Annotated in this window: 21 protein-coding genes and 1 tRNA gene; all 22 read right to left on the bottom strand. The window is 60.4% G+C overall.

Features of this window, described 5'->3' with window-relative positions:
• Positions 1-10 precede the first annotated feature (10 nt).
• The 22 genes from thiE to IPP68_11530 all read right to left on the bottom strand — a co-directional run bounded on the left by thiE (position 11) and on the right by IPP68_11530 (position 18,458).
• Positions 11-610, bottom strand: coding sequence for a thiamine phosphate synthase (gene thiE / locus IPP68_11635; protein MBL0351005.1), 600 nt, complete (start codon positions 608-610; stop codon positions 11-13).
• A 49-nt stretch (positions 611-659) separates the two neighbouring features.
• Positions 660-1,097 (bottom strand): hypothetical protein, encoded by a 438-nt coding sequence (locus IPP68_11630; GenBank protein MBL0351004.1) that lies wholly within the window; start codon positions 1,095-1,097, stop codon positions 660-662.
• The gene (locus IPP68_11625) at positions 1,084-1,557 is read right to left on the bottom strand and encodes an adenylyltransferase/cytidyltransferase family protein (protein MBL0351003.1); all 474 of its coding nucleotides are present in this window, start codon (positions 1,555-1,557) and stop codon (positions 1,084-1,086) included. The genes IPP68_11630 and IPP68_11625 overlap by 14 nt, the downstream gene beginning before the upstream one ends.
• Positions 1,544-2,152, bottom strand: a complete 609-nt coding sequence (locus tag IPP68_11620; GenBank protein MBL0351002.1) for a D-sedoheptulose 7-phosphate isomerase — start codon at positions 2,150-2,152, stop codon at positions 1,544-1,546. The genes IPP68_11625 and IPP68_11620 overlap by 14 nt, the downstream gene beginning before the upstream one ends.
• A gap of 10 nt (positions 2,153-2,162) precedes the next feature.
• Positions 2,163-3,539, bottom strand: a complete 1,377-nt coding sequence (gene accC / locus IPP68_11615) for an acetyl-CoA carboxylase biotin carboxylase subunit (protein MBL0351001.1) — start codon at positions 3,537-3,539, stop codon at positions 2,163-2,165.
• The gene (locus tag IPP68_11610) at positions 3,539-3,982 is read right to left on the bottom strand and encodes an acetyl-CoA carboxylase biotin carboxyl carrier protein (GenBank protein ID MBL0351000.1); all 444 of its coding nucleotides are present in this window, start codon (positions 3,980-3,982) and stop codon (positions 3,539-3,541) included. Before IPP68_11610 ends, accC begins: the two co-directional genes overlap by 1 nt.
• The gene (gene efp / locus IPP68_11605) at positions 3,979-4,536 is read right to left on the bottom strand and encodes an elongation factor P (GenBank protein ID MBL0350999.1); all 558 of its coding nucleotides are present in this window, start codon (positions 4,534-4,536) and stop codon (positions 3,979-3,981) included. Before efp ends, IPP68_11610 begins: the two co-directional genes overlap by 4 nt.
• Positions 4,537-4,562: 26 nt before the next feature.
• The gene (locus tag IPP68_11600) at positions 4,563-5,630 is read right to left on the bottom strand and encodes an aminopeptidase P family protein (GenBank protein MBL0350998.1); all 1,068 of its coding nucleotides are present in this window, start codon (positions 5,628-5,630) and stop codon (positions 4,563-4,565) included.
• On the bottom strand, positions 5,627-6,721 hold the full coding sequence (aroB, locus tag IPP68_11595; GenBank protein ID MBL0350997.1) for a 3-dehydroquinate synthase: 1,095 nt from the start codon (positions 6,719-6,721) through the stop codon (positions 5,627-5,629). Before aroB ends, IPP68_11600 begins: the two co-directional genes overlap by 4 nt.
• Positions 6,718-7,221 carry a shikimate kinase gene (locus IPP68_11590; protein MBL0350996.1) on the bottom strand — a complete coding sequence of 168 codons (504 nt, stop codon included), beginning with the start codon at positions 7,219-7,221 and terminating at the stop codon, positions 6,718-6,720. The genes aroB and IPP68_11590 overlap by 4 nt, the downstream gene beginning before the upstream one ends.
• Positions 7,222-7,237: 16 nt before the next feature.
• Positions 7,238-8,401, bottom strand: coding sequence for a chorismate synthase (aroC, locus tag IPP68_11585; GenBank protein ID MBL0350995.1), 1,164 nt, complete (start codon positions 8,399-8,401; stop codon positions 7,238-7,240).
• Positions 8,398-9,321: a shikimate dehydrogenase gene (locus IPP68_11580; protein ID MBL0350994.1), complete on the bottom strand. Its 924-nt coding sequence runs from the start codon at positions 9,319-9,321 to the stop codon at positions 8,398-8,400. Before IPP68_11580 ends, aroC begins: the two co-directional genes overlap by 4 nt.
• Positions 9,296-10,573 carry a TldD/PmbA family protein gene (locus IPP68_11575; GenBank protein ID MBL0350993.1) on the bottom strand — a complete coding sequence of 426 codons (1,278 nt, stop codon included), beginning with the start codon at positions 10,571-10,573 and terminating at the stop codon, positions 9,296-9,298. Before IPP68_11575 ends, IPP68_11580 begins: the two co-directional genes overlap by 26 nt.
• A 73-nt stretch (positions 10,574-10,646) precedes the next feature.
• The gene (locus IPP68_11570; GenBank protein MBL0350992.1) at positions 10,647-11,084 is read right to left on the bottom strand and encodes a hypothetical protein; all 438 of its coding nucleotides are present in this window, start codon (positions 11,082-11,084) and stop codon (positions 10,647-10,649) included.
• Between the two features lie 73 nt (positions 11,085-11,157).
• Positions 11,158-11,231 (bottom strand) — tRNA-Arg (locus IPP68_11565).
• Positions 11,232-11,286: 55 nt separating this feature from the next.
• Positions 11,287-12,291 carry a transposase gene (locus IPP68_11560; protein ID MBL0350991.1) on the bottom strand — a complete coding sequence of 335 codons (1,005 nt, stop codon included), beginning with the start codon at positions 12,289-12,291 and terminating at the stop codon, positions 11,287-11,289.
• Positions 12,292-12,368: 77 nt separating this feature from the next.
• On the bottom strand, positions 12,369-12,698 hold the full coding sequence (locus IPP68_11555; protein ID MBL0350990.1) for a hypothetical protein: 330 nt from the start codon (positions 12,696-12,698) through the stop codon (positions 12,369-12,371).
• 100 nt (positions 12,699-12,798) lie between these two features.
• The gene (locus IPP68_11550; GenBank protein ID MBL0350989.1) at positions 12,799-13,698 is read right to left on the bottom strand and encodes an RHS repeat-associated core domain-containing protein; all 900 of its coding nucleotides are present in this window, start codon (positions 13,696-13,698) and stop codon (positions 12,799-12,801) included.
• Between the two features lie 519 nt (positions 13,699-14,217).
• Positions 14,218-15,057, bottom strand: coding sequence for a hypothetical protein (locus IPP68_11545; GenBank protein MBL0350988.1), 840 nt, complete (start codon positions 15,055-15,057; stop codon positions 14,218-14,220).
• A 263-nt stretch (positions 15,058-15,320) separates the two neighbouring features.
• Positions 15,321-16,079 carry a hypothetical protein gene (locus IPP68_11540; protein ID MBL0350987.1) on the bottom strand — a complete coding sequence of 253 codons (759 nt, stop codon included), beginning with the start codon at positions 16,077-16,079 and terminating at the stop codon, positions 15,321-15,323.
• A gap of 131 nt (positions 16,080-16,210) precedes the next feature.
• The gene (locus IPP68_11535; GenBank protein ID MBL0350986.1) at positions 16,211-17,233 is read right to left on the bottom strand and encodes an RHS repeat-associated core domain-containing protein; all 1,023 of its coding nucleotides are present in this window, start codon (positions 17,231-17,233) and stop codon (positions 16,211-16,213) included.
• A gap of 520 nt (positions 17,234-17,753) precedes the next feature.
• Positions 17,754-18,458 (bottom strand): hypothetical protein, encoded by a 705-nt coding sequence (locus IPP68_11530; protein MBL0350985.1) that lies wholly within the window; start codon positions 18,456-18,458, stop codon positions 17,754-17,756.
• Positions 18,459-18,660 lie beyond the last annotated feature (202 nt).

Genomic DNA, 18,660 nt, shown 5'->3' with positions numbered 1-18,660 from the left:
GGGTCGGCTCCTATCCCGCGACGGCGGATTGCCGCGCGGCCTTCGCCTTCAGAAATTGATCTTTGATCCTCCGGGCGGCGCCTTCGATGTCCTCCGCGCCGCACACGCCCCGAACCACCGCCACCCGATCCGCCCCCGCGGCCGCCGCGGCCGCGACGTTGCTTTCGTCGAGTCCGCCGATGGCCACAAAGGGGATCCGCAGGAGCGCGCGGTATTCCTTCACCAAATCGAGGCCCACGGGCACGTAATCCGGCTTGGTGGGCGTGGGGAAGACCGGGCCGCAGCTCACGTAGTCCGCCCCGTCGCCCGCCGCCTGGAGGGCCTGGGCGGTGGAATGGGTGGAACAGCCGATGAGCTTTTTGTGCCCCACCATCTGGCGCACAACCCGGACCGGCAAATCCTCCTGCCCGATGTGAACCCCGTCGACGTCCGCCGCCAGGGCCACGTCGACCCGGTCGTTCAGAATAAAAAGAGCGCCGGTATGGTCGCACACCGACTGGAGCGTTTTGGCCACCCGAAGCAATTCCCGGGCCGAGAGGCTCTTGTCCCGCAGTTGAATCGCGTCCGCGCCGCCCGCGCAGGCCTTGGACACCATGTCGAAATAGGACATCCCGGGGCGCGGGGCGGTCGTCAGGCAGTACAACTGGACGTCGCTTAAGTCAAAAAGACGTTTTCGTTTCACGGCCCCTCCCGCGCGTCGCCGCGCTCTTTTCCCAGCGATACAACTCGAATCGAAGACGTTTGAAGGACGCCGCCGCGGCGGGCGCCAGGACTTTGCCGTATTCCTCCAACACCCGGAGGGCTTCCTCGGCCCGCCGAAAATTGGAGGCCACCAACCCTTCGTCGGTGCGGCGCCGGGGCTCGGCCATCCGTCGGCCGGGGTCGGCGCCCGTGTCGCGGCTGGCCACCAGCGCCGGGTAATGGCGGCGGGTGATCCGGTCCAACCCGTGGCGGGCCCGGCGAAGTCCCTGAAACATCGGACGGTCGTCCCACCGAAAGCGCGCCGTGTCTTCCAACACCCGAAGGCCTTCCCGCGCCCGATTTAAATTGGCGTCCAACAGCCGGAGCACGCCGCCCGAAATTTTAGGCCCGGCCATACCGCCGGGCGATGGTCGCGATGATTCCCGAGGTGGAGCGCCCTTTAAGCAAGGGCACGCGCACCACTTTCTTGACGAACTCCCGCCCGACGATTTGATCGGCGGACCAATCCCCGCCTTTGACCAGCACGTCGGGTTTCAGTCGGCGGATTAAATTGTGGGGCGTGTCTTCGCCGAACCAGGTCACGTAATCGACGTCTTTGAGGGCCCCCAGCAGCGCGGCCCGGTCTTTGAGAGGCAGGATCGGCCGTTTCGGCCCTTTGAGCCGCCGAACCGAACGGTCGTCGTTCAAGCCCACGACCAGCAGATCGCCCGCGCGCTTGGCGAGGTTCAGCACTTTCAAGTGGCCCGCGTGAAAGAGATCGAAACAGCCGTTGGTGAACACGACGCGGCGCCCGCGTCGACGGGCCGACAGGCGGCGGAGGAGCGCCGCGGGGGAAAGAATATTATTTGTAGCCACGCGCCTTGGCGGTCGAAGGGAAGAGTTCGTCTTCCACGATGGCGCAGAGGGTGTGGAGGAGGGCGAGGTGGCCTTCCTGGATGCGGGCGGTGCGTTGGGAGGGGACGTCCAGGCACACGTCGGCCAGGGCTTTGAGTTTCCCCCCGCCCTTGCCCGTCCAGGCGATGACCGTGGCGCCGACCTTCTTGGCCTCCTTGGCCCCCGCCAACACGTTGGCGGAATTGCCGGAGGTGGAAATGGCCACCACGACGTCGCCCCGCTTCACCAGGCCTTCCATCTGCCGGGAGAAGATGTCGTCGTAGGAATAGTCGTTGGCGATGGCGGTCACGGCGGAAGGGTTCGTGGTGAGGGCCACCGCGGGCAGGCCGCGGCGGTCTTTTTCAAAACGGCCGGAAAGTTCCGCCGTCAAATGCTGGGCGTCGGCGGCGGACCCGCCGTTGCCGAAGGCCAACAGCTTGTGCCCGCCGCGCAGGGATTTGACGATGGCCCGGGCGGCCTTCTCGATGGCCGGCGCCTCGTTGGCCAATTCCCGCAGGGTGCGGCTGGAATCCCAGAGGTTTTCGATGATCTTTTGTTGCATCGCGTTTTGGGCCATGGGCCGGACCTTAAGCCGCCGTGGTGACGGCCAAATGCTTTTCGATGAAATCCGTCTGGACGTCCCCTTTGAGGAACGCCTCGTGGGCCATGACGTCCCGGTGGAAGGGGATCGTCGTCTTCACCCCTTCGACGATGAATTCGTCGAGCGCCCGCCGCATGCGGCGGATGGTGTGTTCCCGCCCGCCCCCCGCGCCGTAGCGCGTGGCGCAGATGAGCTTCGCCATCAGGCTGTCGTAGTAGGTGGGGATGGTGTAGCCCGTGTACATGTGGGTGTCCACCCGCACGCCGGGCCCCCCGGGCAAAATGAGGTTGGTGATCTTGCCGGGGGAGGGCATGAAATTCCGGGCCGGGTCCTCGGCGTTGATGCGGCATTCCATGGCGTGGTGGCGGATCTGGATGTCTTCCGACTCGAAGGGCAGTTTTTCGCCCGCGGCGGCGCGAATCTGTTCTTTGATCAGGTCGATGCCCGTCACCATCTCGGTGACCGGGTGCTCCACCTGGATCCGGGTGTTCATTTCGATGAAGAAAAAGTCGTCGGATTCCTCGTCGTAGAGGAACTCCACGGTCCCCACCGTCGAATACTTCACGGCCTTGGCGGCCAGGCGCGCGGCCTTGCCCATTTTTTTCCGCAGGCTGTCGCTCACCATGGGCGAGGGCGATTCCTCGATCAGTTTCTGGTGGCGCCGCTGCACCGAACAGTCCCGTTCGGGGAAACTCACCACGTTGCCGTGCTTGTCGCCCAGGATTTGAACTTCGATGTGCCGGGGGGCTTTCAGGTAGCGTTCCAAATAGACGTCCCCGTTGCCGAAGGCGGTTTTCGCCTCGTGGGTGGCGGCCAGGATGGCGTCCCGGAGAAAGCTGGCGTCTTGAACCACGCGCATGCCTTTGCCGCCGCCGCCGGCCTTGGCCTTGACCAGGATCGGGAAACCGATTTTTTTGGCGATCTTGAAAAGTTCCTTGTCGTCGGGGCCGATGCAGCCCTTGGTGCCGGGGATGATGGGCACGCCGTAATCGCCCATGATTTTACGGGCTTCGGCTTTGTCGCCCATGCGGCGGATGGCGTCCTTGGAGGGGCCGATGAAGGTGATGTTGCAGCTCTCGCAGACTTCGGCGAAATGGGTGTTTTCCGAGAGGAAGCCGTAGCCCGGGTGGATGGCGTCGGCGCCGGTGACGTCGGCCGCCGAGATGATCGCCGGGATGTTCAGGTAGCTTTCGGCCGCCGTGGCGGGCCCGATGCAGACCGATTCGTCCGCGTAACGCACGTGGAGCGAGCTTCGGTCGATGTCCGAATGGACGGCGACGGTGCGGATGCCGAGTTCCCGGCAGGCCCGGACGACGCGGACGGCGATTTCGCCCCGGTTGGCGATCAGGATTTTCTTGAACATTATTGGCCCTCGGGCGTGACTTCGACTTCAAACAACGGCTGGCCGTATTCCACCGGTTTGCCGTTTTCCACCAAAATCTTGACGATCCGTCCGTGCACGTCCGCCAGCACGTCCTTGGGGATGTTCATGGCTTCCACCACCCCCATTTTCTGTCCGGCGGAAATCTCGCTGCCTTCCAGCACCAGGGGCGGCCGGTCTTTGGCGGCCCGTTGAAAGGTGCCGACCATGGGGGATTTGACGACGTGAAGCTTGGGGCCCGCGGGCGCCGCCGGGGCGGCGGGCGCCGGCGCGGGGGCCGCGACGACGGGGGCGACGCCGCGCTTAAAAGCGACGCGGCGGTCGCCTTTTTCCCACACCACTTCGGCCAAACCGGCCTCGGCGGCGAAATCCAACAATTCGTGAAGCTGTTCTTCGGTGGAGTTGGGGGCGGCGGCCTTGGTCATACGCGCCCCACGTATTCGCTGGTGCGGGTGTCGACGCGGATGGCCTCGCCCTCTTTAATGAACAGCGGCACCATGATCTCGATGTTGTTCTCGAGCGTGGCCGGTTTGACCATGTTCGACACGGAGTCGCCCTTGATGCCGGGGACCGTGCTCACCACCTTCAATTCGATGCTGGCCGGAAGTTCGACGCCCAAAAATTCCTCTTCCAGGTAAAGGGCCTGCACGTCCATGTTTTCCACCAGGAACTTGGCGGAATCCCCGATTTTTTCCTTGGACACGGAAATCTGTTCGAAGGTTTCGGGGTGCATGAAGGTGAGGTTGTCCCCCTCGGCGTAGAGATACTGCATGGGGCGCCGGGACAAGGAGAGCTCCTGAAAACGTTCGCCGGATTTGAAGGTGCGCTCGACGCTGGCGCCGGTCCGCACGTTGCGGATTTTGACCCGCAGCATGGCCCCGCCCTTCCCGGGCTTGTGGTGCTGGAACCAAACGATTTGATAGACCTGGCCGTCGTATTCAAAGACGGTGCCGTTGCCCATTTCCGATGTATCGATCATGTCTTGCTCCGTTGAAAGGGATGAACTTAAGTGTGGGTTAACGTTTCCCGACCGTCCGCCGTCACGCGAAGGGTGTCCTCGATCCGAACCCCGAAGCGACCGGCCAGGTAAATGCCCGGTTCCACGGTGAGAATCATGTTCGGTTTTAGGAGGTCGGGACTTTTGGGGCGAACCCAGGGCGGTTCGTGAATGTCCACGCCCACCCCGTGCCCCGTGCTGTGGATGAAGGTACGCCCGTATCCCGCCCGGGCGATGACGCTCCGCGCGGCGGCGTCCACCTGGCCGCCCGTTGCGCCGGGCCGGATGGTGCCGATTCCGGCCTTTTGGGCGGCGTCCACAATGCCATAAACCCGTTTATAAGACGGTGTGATTTTACCGTAATAAAAAGAGCGGGTCAAGTCGGACCGGTAAGCCCCCACCCGGCACCCCACGTCGAACAAAACCGGGCTGTTTCGGACCAATCGGGATTCCCCCGGAATGTGGTGGGGGAGGGCGGTGTTGGAACCCACGGCCGCGATCAAGTCGAAACCGATCCCCGTGGCGCCCCGGCGGTAAAAATAGTTCTCGATGGCCACGGCCATCTGTTTTTCGGTCATCCCGGCTTTGACGCGTTTTTTGACGTGTTCCACGGCCTCGGCCGTGATTTGACCGGCCCGCCGCAGGCGCTCCAATTCGGCGTCGTCTTTGATGACGCGCAACTCTTCCAGGGGGTTGGGGGCCGCCGTGAGCCCTTTTTTTTGCAACAGGTCCCCCAGGCGGAAATTCAGTTGTTCGCCGTCAAACCCCACCCGGCGAAGGCCGTGCTTGGCGCGCAGGGCTTCCAGCGCCAGGGTCAAACGCTTGCCGACGATCAGGACGCACCCGGGGGCGTTTTCCCGCACCTGGCCCGCCAACAGGGCCGAGGAGAAGAGCCAGGTTTTTTTGGCCCCCACCAATCCGTAAAACCCCTCGGAATGGAACCCCGTCAGGTAATAGAGGTCCGAAATGCCGGAGAAAAAATAGGCGTCCAGCTTCCGCGCGGCCAGCACGTCGGCCAAACGGGCTCGCCGGGCGGAAAAAACCGACGGGGGAATCGAATCGGACGGAAGTCTCACAAACCCACCTCGCGAAGAACCCGGTCCACCTGGGCGGCCGGAACCCGATCCACCGCCCGCGCCCGGCCCTCGCGCGTCGGCACGACGAACCGAAATTGGCCGTCGATGTTCTTTTTGTCCCGGGCCATGGCCGCCATCAAACTTTTCCGGGCCGTTTTACGCCGGGCCCGAACGGGGAGCCCCCAGTGGGACAACGACGATTCGATCTCCGCCACGCCCGCCGCGTCCAACAGCCGCAACGACAGGGCCAGGCGGGCCGCGGCGGCCATGCCGACCGAAATAGCTTCCCCGTGGGTGTAGGTCCGGTAGCCGGTGGCCGTCTCCAGGGCGTGGCCGAAGGTGTGGCCCAAATTGAGCAATTCCCGCTCCCCGTTGGTTTCCCGCTCGTCCCGGGCCACGACGCCGGCTTTGGCGGCCACGGCCTTGACCACGGCGCTTTCCAAGAGGCCCGCGTCGTTCCGCAACCGTTTCAAATCCATGGTGACCGAATCCAACCCCACGTCCCAGCGCCGGTCGATCCAGCCGTATTTGAGCATCTCGGCCACGCCGGTGCGCCATTGGCGGTCGGGCAGGCTTTTGAGCGTGGCCAGGTCGGCCCACACGAGCCGGGGCTGCCAGAAGGCCCCCACCAAATTTTTTCCTTCGGGCAGGTCCACGCCGGTTTTGCCGCCGATGGAGGAATCCACCATGGCCAAAAGGGTCGTCGGGCAGTGGACGAGCGGCACGCCGCGCAAAAACGTCGCCGCCGCGAATCCCGCCACGTCCCCCACCACCCCGCCGCCCAGGGCGATCACCGGGCACCGGCGGTCGAGACCCGCCCGCAGGGCCTCCCGATAGAGGCGGGCGACCACCGCCAGGGTTTTGTGCCGTTCGCCGTCGGGCATCAAAGCCAAGCGGGCCGCGTAGCCGGCGGCTTTGAGCCCGTTCAACAAGGGTTTCGCGTACCGCCGGGCGACGGGGGCCGCGCTCACGACCAGGGCCCGACGCCCTTTGATCAGGGGGCCCAGGGACCGGCCCAAACTTTCCAAGGGCGACCCCACGACGATCTCGTAGGGGCGGCCGTTGTTCAAGGGAACCGCGACGGTTCTCACAACCCCGCCGCCCGCCGGACTTTTTCGGCCACCTGTTCCACCGTCAAGCCGTCGGTGGCCACCGCCGCGTGGCAACGGGCGTAGGCCGTTTTTCGTTCCGACAAGAGGGATTCGATCCGTTGAAGGGGTTCGGCGCCTTGAAGGAGGGGCCGGGTGCCCGCGTCGGAGCGAAGGCGCTCCAGGACCGTGGCGGGCGCGGCCGTGAGACAGACGACTTTTCCGTTTTTTTCCAGTTCGTCCATATTGGACGCGCGGAGCGGCACGCCGCCGCCCGTGGCGATCACCGCGTGGTCCAACACGGCCAGGAGGTGGATCGTGCGGGTTTCCAGTTCCCGGAAGGAGGCTTCCGTTCCCTTGGAGAAAATTTCCGCGATGGAGAGGCCGGTTTGCTTCTCGATCATGTCGTCGGTGTCGAAAAAGGCGTAGCCGAGGCGCTCCGACAGGAGCCGCCCCACCGACGATTTGCCGGTCGTCATGAAACCGGTGAGGACAATGTTCACGTCGCGCGGGGGGCCTTCAGTAGTCCCGAAGGTGGGCCGTGTAGCGGTCCCGGTTGTCCCGCATTTCCCGGATCGAGTCCGACCCGAACTTTTCCGAGGCGGCTTCGGCCAGGGCGATGGCCACGACGGTTTCGCCGACCACCGCCGCGCTGGCCACGGGACAGACGTCGGAGCGGACGATTTCGGCGGTCATTTCCTCTTTGGTTTGAAGGTTCACGGATTTGAGGGGACGGCGCAGGGACGCCAGGGGTTTGACGGCCGCCCGGACGACGATGGGCTCGCCGTTGGACATGCCGCCTTCGATGCCGCCGGCGTTGTTGGACTTTCGGTAAAAGCCCTGGCCGGCTTTGTAAAAAAGCTCGTCGTGGACGTCGGAACCCTTGGCCCGGGCCAGGCCGAAGCCGTGGCCGATCTCCACGCCCTTGTGGGCCTGAATGGAGAGGATCGCCTGGGCCAGCTTCCCGTCCAATTTCCGGTCCCAATGGGTGTGGCTGCCGAGCCCCACGGGGCACCCGGTGACGACCACGGTGTAGACGCCGCCCAGGGTGTCGCCGTTGGTTTTGGCTTCCTTGATCGCCTCCACCATTTTTTCCTCGGCCTGTTTGTCCGGGCAGCGCACCTGGGATTTTTCCGCCAAGGCGAAAGACTCTTCGATGGACAAACCGTCGGTTTTGGCGACGACGCCGCCGATTTCAACCACCCAGGAATAAATCTTGACGCCGAGCTCTTCCAACAGGCGCTTGCACACGGACCCCACGGCCGTGCGGGCCGCGGTTTCCCGGGCCGAGGCGCGCTCCAGGATGTCCCGGGTGTCCTGGCGGTCGTATTTGAGCACGCCCACCAAATCGGCGTGGCCGGGCCGGGGGCGGGTGAGACGGAATTTTTCCGCCTTGTCCGCCTCGTCGACGGACATGATCTTTTCCCAGTTTTCCCAATCGCGGTTTTCGATCCGGAAGGCGATGGGCGAGCCCAGGGTTTCCCCCCAGCGCACGCCGGAGAGGATCTTGACCGTGTCTTTTTCGATGTATTGGAGGCGTTCGCCGCGGCCGAAGCTGTACTGGCGGCGGTGAAGTTCTTGATTCAAATAGTCTTCGGTGATTTTCAGTCCGGCGGGGACGCCTTCCAAAACGGCGGTCAGGCAAGGCCCGTGGGACTCTCCGGCGGTCAGGTAACGGATCACGCTGTCTCCCTCTCCTTCAAGGCTTTTTCCGCGGCGTCGCGCATCGCCCGCCGCAATTCAAGAAATGAATAGTCTACCTTTTTTTTCAGATATCCCTCGAACCAGAACTCGAAGGCCCGGGCGCCCTGGTTCACCAACATGCCCAGCCCGCCGTGGACCGTGCCCCCGCCCCGGCGAACGGCTTCCATGAACGCCGTCGGCTTTCGATAAGTGAGGTCGTAGCCGACGACCGGCCGTTTCAACGGCGCGGACCCGATCAGGGGATCGCCCCCGGCGGACGTGGCGTTGATGAGGAGGTCCGCGTTGGAAACGGCCCGGGCGGCCTCGCCGGGAGGCGGGGCGTGGATCGACAATCGTCGAAGACCGACGGCGCCGTGGGCGGCCATGTCGTTCAACATGGAGGAAACGCGGGCCTCGGTCCGATTGAAAATGTCGATGCGGGCCGGCGCGGATTCCGGGTGAAGGGACAGGGCCCCCAGAACGGCGCGGGCCGCGCCGCCCGCGCCCCAGAGAACAACATTTTTTCCGCCGGTGGAAACGCCCAGGGCGCGCAAATCCTCGTAAAATCCCTCGACGTCGGTGTTGGCCACGAGCCAGCCGTCCCCGGACCGTCGAACGGTGTTCACCGCCCCCACAAAATCCCACGCCGCGCCGGAGGTTCCCTCCGCGAGAGAACGGGCGCGTTCCTTGTGGGGCACCGTCACGTTGAACCCCGACAACAGGGATCCCGCTTGGCGGACAAAATCCGTCCATTCGTCGGGGGACACATCGATCGTTCGGTAAACCGCGGGGATTCCAAATCGGGCCATGGCCGCCGTGTGCATGGCGGGCGACAGGGTGTAGGGGATGTTATGCCCGACGACGCCGTACCGGCCGACGTCCGGGCCGACGCCCTCAAATATTTTTTTCAGATCCGCCAATGGAGAGTCCCGTCACCCGAAACGTGGGGGAGCCGATGGCCCCCTGCCACGTCAAATCCTCGGCCACCGCGTCGATTTTGGCCATCAAATCCAGCAAATTGCCCGCCAGGGTCACGCCCTTGACCGCCCGGCGGACGCGCCCCTTTTCCCAAAGCACGCCGGCCGCCCCGACGGAAAACTCCCCGCTCACGGGGTCGGCCGTGTGCATGCCGATCAAGTCGCGGACGAGGAAAGCCCGGGGCGTCTCCGCCAACAATTGCCGGGCGGACCCCCGCCCGGGGGCCAAATAGAAATTCGTGGTTCCGGGGCCCGGCGGCGAAGCGAAGCCGGACCGCCCGGCGTTGCCGGTGCTCGCCGTCCCCGCCCGGGCCGCCGATTCGGTGTCGTGCAGAAACCCGCGCAGGACGCCGGCTTCGATCACGGGCGTGGTTTGGGTCGGAACCCCCTCGGCGTCGGTGGGGCCCGTGGCCAATCCGCCGGCCAGCCGTCCGTCGTCCCGAATGGTAACGCGGGTCGACCCCACGGTTTTTCCCGATTTCGTGGCCAAAAACGACCGGCCTTTTTGAACCGCGTCGCCGACCACCGCCTGGGACAAAAGCTCCCAGAGGTCCACCCCCACCCGGGGCTCGAAAATCACGGGCCATTGCCCGGTCGACAGGGGCTCGGCCCCGAAGGAGTCCAAAAGCCGCTGCCGGACGTCCGCGACGATTCCCGCCACGTCCAGCCGGTCCCACCGGGTTTTTTCGCAGGACCCCCAGGCCACCTGGGTGTCTTTCCCGGATTCCCCAAGCAACTCCAAGCCGAAGGACACCGAACCGAAAGGTTCCGCCACCCCGACGCCGCGCGTGGAAACCACGGCCCATTGCCCGCGGCTTTCGGAGAACGCAAGGCTCAGGGCGCGGCGCAACCGTCGATCGGATTTCAAAAGGGTTTTTTCCAGCCGGGACAACCGACGCTCGAGAACGGGCACGGACGCTTTGAACAGCGAACGGTCCAGGGGCTCTCCGCGAAAAGCGGATGTGGGGGCGGGGCCGGGCAACCGGCGCGAGGGGTCCCGGGGCGACAGATCGGCCGCGGCGCGCGCCCGTTCCCAAAGGCGGGCGATGCCGTCGGGGGAAACGTCGGTGCCGGAAGCGAAACCCCGGCGGCCCTCCCGCAGGACGCGCAGGGCGGCGCCGGCGGACCGGGCCACCCGGCAATCCTTGGGTTTCCCGTCGGCCCATCCGACGTCCCGGTCGTCCTGAGTCTCCAAAAAGAGCTCCGCGTCCCAGCCCGCGGGAAGGCGAAGGCGTTTGAGAAGGCTCCCGGCGTCGGCGAGTAAGGAATTAGGGGCGATGGGGCGTTCCCTTGGGATCGATCGGAGGGGCGTCCGCGTCCTCTTTGGCTTTGGACGCTTGGCGGAGCAGAAACCCCGCGTGGGGATCCTGGGGGTGCCGAAGAAGGATCCCGCGACACAATCGTTCCGCGTCGACATAACGTCGGGTATAGAAGGCCCGGTAGGCCTCGTCCATTTCCCCGTAGGAGGCGGCCTCCGGACTGTTCGTCTGAACCTTCAAATTGGCCAGGCCGGAATAGATGAACACGATCGACGCCACGAACAGGGGCATGCCCCAACGGCGCCGGTAATGAAGGACGTAGGAATCGTTGAACAAAACGCCCCGGGCCAACTCGTTGACTTTGAGGATGAACGCCGGCCGGTAAAGGTAGGAAAGACTCACCGCCAACATGACCAACCCCGCGAGCAGTTTAACGACGGCTTCCATGCGAAGGATCTCCCTTGAACGTGAACGATTCGACGATTTTGCCCCGCCCACCCCTCGGTGGCCGGGTGAAATTCGGGCCCGGGCGGATTCGAACCGCCGACCCCCTGCTTAGAAGGCAGGTGCTCTATCCACCTGAGCTACGGGCCCCAAATTGAATTCTAACCAATAAACCCAAGAGCGAGACCAGGGACGCTCTAAACTATTATACTATTGATAATTCGCCCAGCAAGGCTTCCCCGTTTCCGCCGACGATTTCAGCGCCCTTCCGGCAAAGCTTCGTCACCGCCAGGGGCGTCACATTTAAACCGTCCGCCACAACGTTTTTCCGCTCGCCAAGCATAGTCGCCGCCAGATAACTAATGACCGAACGGGCGTGGCTCCCTCGCGCCGTCGTCTTTCCCGGCGCCGTCACCTCTTCAAAAGGAACGTCTTCGTGCGCCGCCACCGCTTTCATCAAATCCTTAAGACTTCCCCGCCTCTTCAACGGCCGTTCGATGGGCCCCGCCGCTCTTTCAATTCTTTGAATAAACGCCCCGTCGCCCAATATTCGAGTGTTGTAGTCTTCCTTCCCCCCCTCCCCGGTCGCGAGAGACAACCCCACGCCGCCCCGGCTCCGCACCAGGCCCCCGCCCGAAAACGACCCCGCCTTTCCCCCCCGACGCTCCTCCAAAAAGGCCATGTACCTTCGGCGCGCCTCGCCGGGATTCCCTCCGAATTCCTTCAACACGCCGTCCACATCCTGCCAGGCCGCTTTTTCTTTTCCCAGAACCGCCCGATGCCCGCTCCACGCATACTTTTCAAGCCCTTTTAAAGATTCCACCATCTTCGCCCTCAGCGGATTGAGGTGCACGTAGGCCACCAGCTCCTTAAAATACACGTCCTCGTCGCACACGATCGATTTATATCGGTTTTGAAACAATTTCCCCGTTCGCCGGTGCCGCCGATTGAACGTCCCCGCGTAGGAGGTCTGCAGTCGGCTCATAAACACCGACAGCGGCGCTTTCCCCGTCTTCACCACCAAATGAAAATGGTTGGGCATCAACGCCCAACCATAGCACCGTATTCCGTCTTCAACGGTGAACCGTTCCAGGCAATCCCTGAAGTTCACATAGTCTTGTGCGTCCCGGAATATCTCCCGCCGCTCCATTCCGCGGTTAATGACGTGATGAAAGCATCCTTCAAAATCCAATCGCGCTTGACGCGGCATGTTCCGATCTTCTCAATCGGGGCCTCATTTGTCAATAGTATAATTGTTTAGAGCGTCCCCAAATCCCCACTTCTTTCCTATCTCTTACTGACGGACAAAAAGTAACCCACTGTTAAAACAAATGCAACTGCATACGTGATCAGGAAATTTCTGAACCTGGCACACTTGCGCTGCAACTCCTCATCGGCAATTGCCTTATACTCACTTTTGAGCAAGAATCTTAAAAACACGATATTGTTCATCGGCGTATTCTTCTTTACAAGATGCGGCTCCCCCAAGGAGCGCCACAGGTCGGGATGGCCCGCCTTGATGGATTTGAAAATTCCCTGTTGGTATAGAAGCCCTCCAACAACAGCAACGAAAAGAATCCCAGCTAAAACAGAAAGCACAATATTGGGATTAGTCATGTGTGATCACCACTTCCATATTTCTCTTGTGTAGCCTATCGTGACGGACCCACCGGCACCCATTCCCCATCCCGCACTTCCTGCAACGCTCTTACCGCCGTTACTGATAACGCCGGATGCCGATCCTCCAACCGCAGATCCACCAGATATTGAGAACGTGAGCCCAAGCGGCAGACTGTCCGATGTTTACTGATGGCCCAACGGAAATTCCGACTCCGATTCCCACCCCACCCATCCAAAACACCGGTACCCGTAACAGAGAGACTCCCATTAACCCTAATACACCGTTTCCAGCATTAAAATTAACGTCGACGCTTCCGTAATCACGAATACGTGCGGCAACTCGTGCCGCTGTCCTCTCTGCCGCAGAAATGTAATCACCCAACCCGGCTTCAGCAAGCGTTAACACCTCGCCCTTTCGACGAGCATCCTCCTCTGTTTCTCCACCGAAACTCAACTCGATTGAGAATTGCGGTGACCGTGCCGGAGCTGGTTGGGTGACAGTCGGGAAAGGCATCCCTGTGATAGAAATATCTCCAGTGTCTTTTCTATTCCAAGCAGCGCCGCCCCCGAATTGGGCCACCGGATAACCCGGCGCCGGGACATCGACGTTGGCTCCCGCCCTGGAATAGAAATACCCTCCTCCCAGGGCAGCGATTTCATAACCGATCCATGGGCTGCCACCCAACGACACCACCGCCCCCACGGCCACACAAACCGTCCCCATTGTGTAGTTAAACCACTTGGTGCGCACAACCTTGTGCGCCGGTTTCTCCATCTTTTCACGCCACCAGTGCCACTTGTGCCCAGTTGGATCAACCAAATTAACCGGATTGTCCCTGACATAGGTATACCGGTTCAGGGTCTGCGGGTCAAAGGCGTCCTGCACGATGGAGTCCGGCGTCAGGAACCGGCCCAGGCCCGGGTCGTAATACCGCGCCTTCATGTAAATCAACCCGTCCCCGTCCATCCGGTGGCCCGTGAACCCCACGTCCGTCACCGACCCGCTGCTTTCATACACGTTCCCGTAGGGCGTATACCGCGTCCTCTGCACCACCGACCCCGCCCCGTTCGTCCTCAGGCTCGTCGACCCCAGGTGGTCCCCGTGGCTGTACGTCACCACGCCCCCCGTCCGTTCCCCGATCCGCTGGCCCCCCGCGAACAGGTGCACCGTCCCCGTCGAGCCCGTTTTCTCATACACGTCCCCGATGTAGATCGTGCTCGTCGCGCTCCCCCCGGAGAGCGTCACCGTCTTCTTCACCCGCGTCCCCTCGTAATCATACCAATAGTCCGTCGCCGTCCCCTCCACCGTCACCACCCGCACCGGCCGGTTCTCGCTGTCGTATTTGATCCACCGCTGATGAATTCGATGATTTTCGGATTGAAAAGGTGGAAATTCAGCGGGTGGGGGAAAACGTTGCCGCGCTTAAGGGGCGGTTTGTGATTGCCTAGCGGAAATATCCCCGGGTTTTTGTGGACGAAAAGAAATTCGGCCAGCGTTCCGGTTACGCATGGCCCGTCAAAAACCCAGGTTGATCAGCGGCGTCGTTTTCAATATGGCTCGGTTTTTCACGTGATTGATCAGACCGACCTGGAGGCCCTTCAAGGTTCCGCACCAGTTGACCAGGCCGATCTGAATGCCAATCATCGGCCCATTGGACCGGTTAATAATCCCCACTTGGAGGCCCTTTGTCGAGTCCCTTGAAATGTTCAGCCCCCCCATCTGGGCGCCTTTAAGGGTTTTTACTGAATTAAATAGAAAGCCCAGTTGGATTCCAGAGAAATCCATTAATTTGGATTCCGGATTTTTTTGAACCCCGACCATCTTCCTTTCTGGTTCCTGAATTCCCACATTGACTAAGCCGGCTTGCAGGCCGCTAACACTCCCCCCCCCAAGATTCCAAAGTCCGCCTTGCAAAAAAGAACCTTTTCCACTCATCGCATTGTAAAACCCAAGCTGAGCACCAACCGACCTAACATTTGGTTTGCCGCCACCAGCCCCATTAGCAAGACCCAACTGGACCCCATACAAGGTGCCAGCGCCGTTGAACAGGCCCAATTGCCCGCCCCCTAAGGTATAAGCCATAGATCCAAAAGGGGCACATATCTGTAAACCTATGACCTTCTCGGTCACCACCCAAAACGATCCAATATCCACACCATAGACCCAACGCCTTCTAGGAAAAGAATAAAGGCTTTCAAAATCGGCGTGGCCGTATGAAAACCGTATTGGCGTCCATCCCGGATTTCCCAAAAACGGGACTTCCTTTTTTGCCTCTGTCGAGGTCTCAGCGAAAGCCAACGAGGAAAACACAAAAAACACTCCTAAAACACCATGGAGCTTCTTCGTCAATCTCATTAGCGTTCCTCCGATTGCCAGGCCGAGTAGGATATTTTAGGCCATAACTGACCACCGTAATATCCATAAATAGCGCTGGTGAAATACCCGAAACCCCGAGTCGTTGCCGATCCCATCCCCCATTTTAAGGAGATTAGGGACGCTCTAAACTATTATACTATTGATAATTCGCCCAGCAAGGCTTCCCCGTTTCCGCCGACGATTTCAGCGCCCTTCCGGCACAGCTTCGTCACCGCCAGGGGCGTCACGTTTAAACTGGCAGGTTATTCGACTTTCACGTTTTCTTCGCCGGACACTTCCGCCAGCTTCTTATGGAGGATTTTCTCCATGCGCCCAACCTCGGCATTGACCTCGGGGATGTCGCTCCGTTCAAAATTCAAAAGGGTGATGCTGAGGTCCCCGTAATAGTCCCGGGGCGCGTAGGTTTCTTGGAAAGATAATTTGATTCGAACGTGCCTCGTCTTTTCGGCGGCAGGGATGTCCTTGGCGTACTCCGTCACAATGTTGTGATCCTCGTAAAGGACGTTTTCATCGCCGGTCCTTTGATACCCCTCCCCCAGGATCGCACCCTTGACGACCGGCATCTGGTCTCGGGGAATCCATTCAGTGGTCAACCCCCTTTTCACCTTGGGCAGCTTCCAGACGACGACTTTCGGCACCTCTTTGCCTTTCTTCTGGTAAGCTTCCAAGATCGAACCACGGCCATAGATTTCCTTCTTCCCCCGCTTCACATTCTCTTTTCCGGAAACTTCGACGAGCTTTTCATAGAGCAACAACTCCATTCGGTTTATCTCAGTATCGATTTCCGGTGTGCTCTTGTATTCCGCTCCATGGACTAAAAGGCCGAAATTCCTGTAGTAAGAGTTGGGGGCGTCTGCCCTGAAATTAAGATATATCCTGGTTTCAAATTCCCCTTTTCCCGTATAATTTTTCTTGGAGTATTGGGTGACAAAAGCGCCTTTATAGGGATAATCTTCTCTCGTTACTCTTTCATATCCTTCGCTTAATATTATGCTTTTCACAACATCCACCTGATCTCTAGGAATCCACCAAGAAACAATCTTCTTCTCTACTTGTTGACGGAAAACCGAGCATCCAGAAAGGCAATAAAGCCCAATGGGAAAAACAAAACGAGAAATATTTTTCATAAAGGTCACCTATCTCCCAGTGCGGCGCGACGCGCCGGTTCCCCGCCAAGACCAACGGCCATATAGTAGACCGGGCTGAGCGCCAGCCCAACGGCGGTATTGAAGAAGCCGTTCGGGTACGGCATGGCGGAAATAGATCCCGTCGCCATATTCGTCATCAATCCGAAATCAGCTTTTCCTTTAGTGACACTTGGGTTTCCATACTGTGAATCATGCACATCGGCCGCATTCCTGCCCGTCGTCACCGTCGCGATCCAATCCATCCCTTTGAAAAAACCACGCGCAAGGGGGTTCTCCATAATCGGCCCGTAACCATTGCCGCCGTTTTGCTCACTGCGCTTCTGTTCATTCCGATATTTTCCCTTCCAATCCTTGGTGTCGAGGGTGTAAAAGTAACTCCAACTCTTCGAACCCTCGTTGTAAGTGGCATTGAATTGAGCCCAGCCTCCGCCATAGCTCCAGCTGCCGTCGCCGAAGCTGGAATAACCGGCATTGGCGTTCATCCCAAACCATCCAGCACCTGCCCCCACCTGATACTCATCTTGCCTGAAGTAATAGGTCCCAGAGGCACCCCATCCGTGTGACGCTTGCCCATTACCACCCTGCACACCCTGGCCGTATTGGCCGGTGATATAAACGCTCTTCATCTTATTGTCATAGCCGACGTCAAGATAAGCGGCGTTGGAAGCCCCGACACCCCAATTGGCCTGCCCATAGCTGAAACTCGCGCCAATTCCAACCCCGACGCCACCCCTCAAATGGCCGCTCCGAGAATCGTAAGACAAATGGCCTCCGATACCGGCATGGAAGCTGATGCTGATCCGCCACAGCCCCAGAGGATCGACATAAGTGATGGGGTTGTTGCGGCAATAGGCATAACGATTCAGCGATTGCGGTTCGTACGGGTTCTCCACCAAGATATCGGGGGTCAACCACCTCCCCGTCGCAGGATCAAAGTAGCGGTTCTTGGCGAAGACCAGGCTGTCGCTCGCGTCGAGTCGATGGCCGGTGTAGCCGATGTCCGTCACCGACCCGCTGCTTTCATACACGTTCCCGTAGGGCGTATACCGCGTCCTCTGCACCACCGACCCCGCCCCGTTCGTCCTCAGGCTCGTCGACCCCAGGTGGTCCCCGTGGCTGTACGTCACCACGCCCCCCGTCCGTTCCCCGATCCGCTGGCCCCCCGCGAACAGGTGCACCGTCCCCGTCGAGCCCGTTTTCTCACACGTCCCCGATGTAGATCGTGCTCGTCGCGCTCCCCCCGGAGAGCGTCACCGTCTTCTTCACCCGCGTCCCCTCGTAATCATACCAATAGTCCGTCGCCGTCCCCTCCACCGTCACCACCCGCACCGGCCGGTTCTCGCTGTCGTATTTGATCCACCGCTGGTGAATTCGATGATTTTCGGATTGAAAAGGTGGAAATTCAGCGGGCGGGGGAAAATGGCGCCGGTCTTAAGGGGCGGTTTGTCATTGCGCTAGCGGAAATATCCCCGGGTTTTTGTGGACGAAAAGAAATTCGGCCAGCGTTCCCAAGTTACGCATGGCCCGTCAAAAACCCAGGTTGATCAGCGGCGTCGTTTTCAATATGGCTCGGTTTTTCACGTGATTGATCAGACCGACCTGGAGGCCCTTCAAGGTTCCGCACCAGTTGACCAGGCCGATCTGAATGCCAATCATGGTCCCGCTAGACCGGTTTGTGATCCCGATTTGGAACCCCAATGTGTCGCGGGAAAAGTTGAACGCTCCAATCTGGGTGCCCTTGATCGTCGTCGTGATATTTGTGACCGGCGCAATCTGAAATCCGACGATTTCGCTATAAAAATTCCCCTGGTCAATCCTGTTGTAATCAAAGTTGTTGGCTAGCAATGACAACTGCAGCCCCTCTAAACGGTTGAAGATATTTGCGACGGCTCCAATTTGTATGCCGCTGACTTTGGTCCCGGAATTTGCCCCACCCACCTGGATGCCAATCAGACGGTTTGCCTGGACAGCACCGCCAACCTGAAGACCAACGAAGTAATCCGTGGTGTCTGCTAATAGCCCAGCCTGGAGTCCGACGACCCTCTTCGCGAAAGTTGCTGGTAACCCCAAGTCCAATCCATAGACAATATCCCGACGAGGAATCGATTGTAGATCGTGCATGGATACTGGATAACAAACCCGAATCAATGTCCATCCGGTATCGTTTGCAGCGGCACCCAAACCAGAGAAAATCAGAATCGATAAGATGAAAATGGGTTTTAGAGAGGACATTAGAGTCAAAGGGGACGCTGCATATTAATCTACTTTAGATGGGACCCGGCTGTTTCCCAAGAGAAGGCATCATGTCGATTAAATGCAACCTCAAATACAATCGGCATACTGCCTCCGGATTCCCTCCCAGGCTAATGGGAAGCATTGCAAGTCCCTTTGTTCCTCATTGGAAGCATCACCTCTATTCAATTCAGACACACGG

Source organism: Elusimicrobiota bacterium (genome assembly GCA_016722575.1).
In the GTDB taxonomy this organism is placed as follows: domain Bacteria; phylum Elusimicrobiota; class Elusimicrobia; order FEN-1173; family FEN-1173; genus JADKIY01.
Note: the sequence above shows the minus strand (reverse complement) of the source record. Positions and strands in the feature narration are given on the sequence as shown.

Bases quoted from the DNA above. Each gene is read 5' to 3' on its own strand.
- IPP68_11560 (MBL0350991.1), bottom strand. From the start codon at position 12,291: ATGCCGCGTCAAGCGCGATTGGATTTTGAAGGATGCTTTCATCACGTC.
- thiE (MBL0351005.1), bottom strand. From the start codon at position 610: ATGTCCTATTTCGACATGGTGTCCAAGGCCTGCGCGGGCGGCGCGGAC.
- IPP68_11570 (MBL0350992.1), bottom strand. From the start codon at position 11,084: ATGGAAGCCGTCGTTAAACTGCTCGCGGGGTTGGTCATGTTGGCGGTG.
- IPP68_11610 (MBL0351000.1), bottom strand. From the start codon at position 3,982: ATGACCAAGGCCGCCGCCCCCAACTCCACCGAAGAACAGCTTCACGAA.
- IPP68_11555 (MBL0350990.1), bottom strand. From the start codon at position 12,698: ATGACTAATCCCAATATTGTGCTTTCTGTTTTAGCTGGGATTCTTTTC.
- IPP68_11530 (MBL0350985.1), bottom strand. From the start codon at position 18,458: ATGTCCTCTCTAAAACCCATTTTCATCTTATCGATTCTGATTTTCTCT.
- accC (MBL0351001.1), bottom strand. From the start codon at position 3,539: ATGTTCAAGAAAATCCTGATCGCCAACCGGGGCGAAATCGCCGTCCGC.
- IPP68_11630 (MBL0351004.1), bottom strand. From the start codon at position 1,097: ATGGCCGGGCCTAAAATTTCGGGCGGCGTGCTCCGGCTGTTGGACGCC.
- IPP68_11545 (MBL0350988.1), bottom strand. From the start codon at position 15,057: ATGAGATTGACGAAGAAGCTCCATGGTGTTTTAGGAGTGTTTTTTGTG.
- IPP68_11620 (MBL0351002.1), bottom strand. From the start codon at position 2,152: ATGGCCCAAAACGCGATGCAACAAAAGATCATCGAAAACCTCTGGGAT.
- efp (MBL0350999.1), bottom strand. From the start codon at position 4,536: ATGATCGATACATCGGAAATGGGCAACGGCACCGTCTTTGAATACGAC.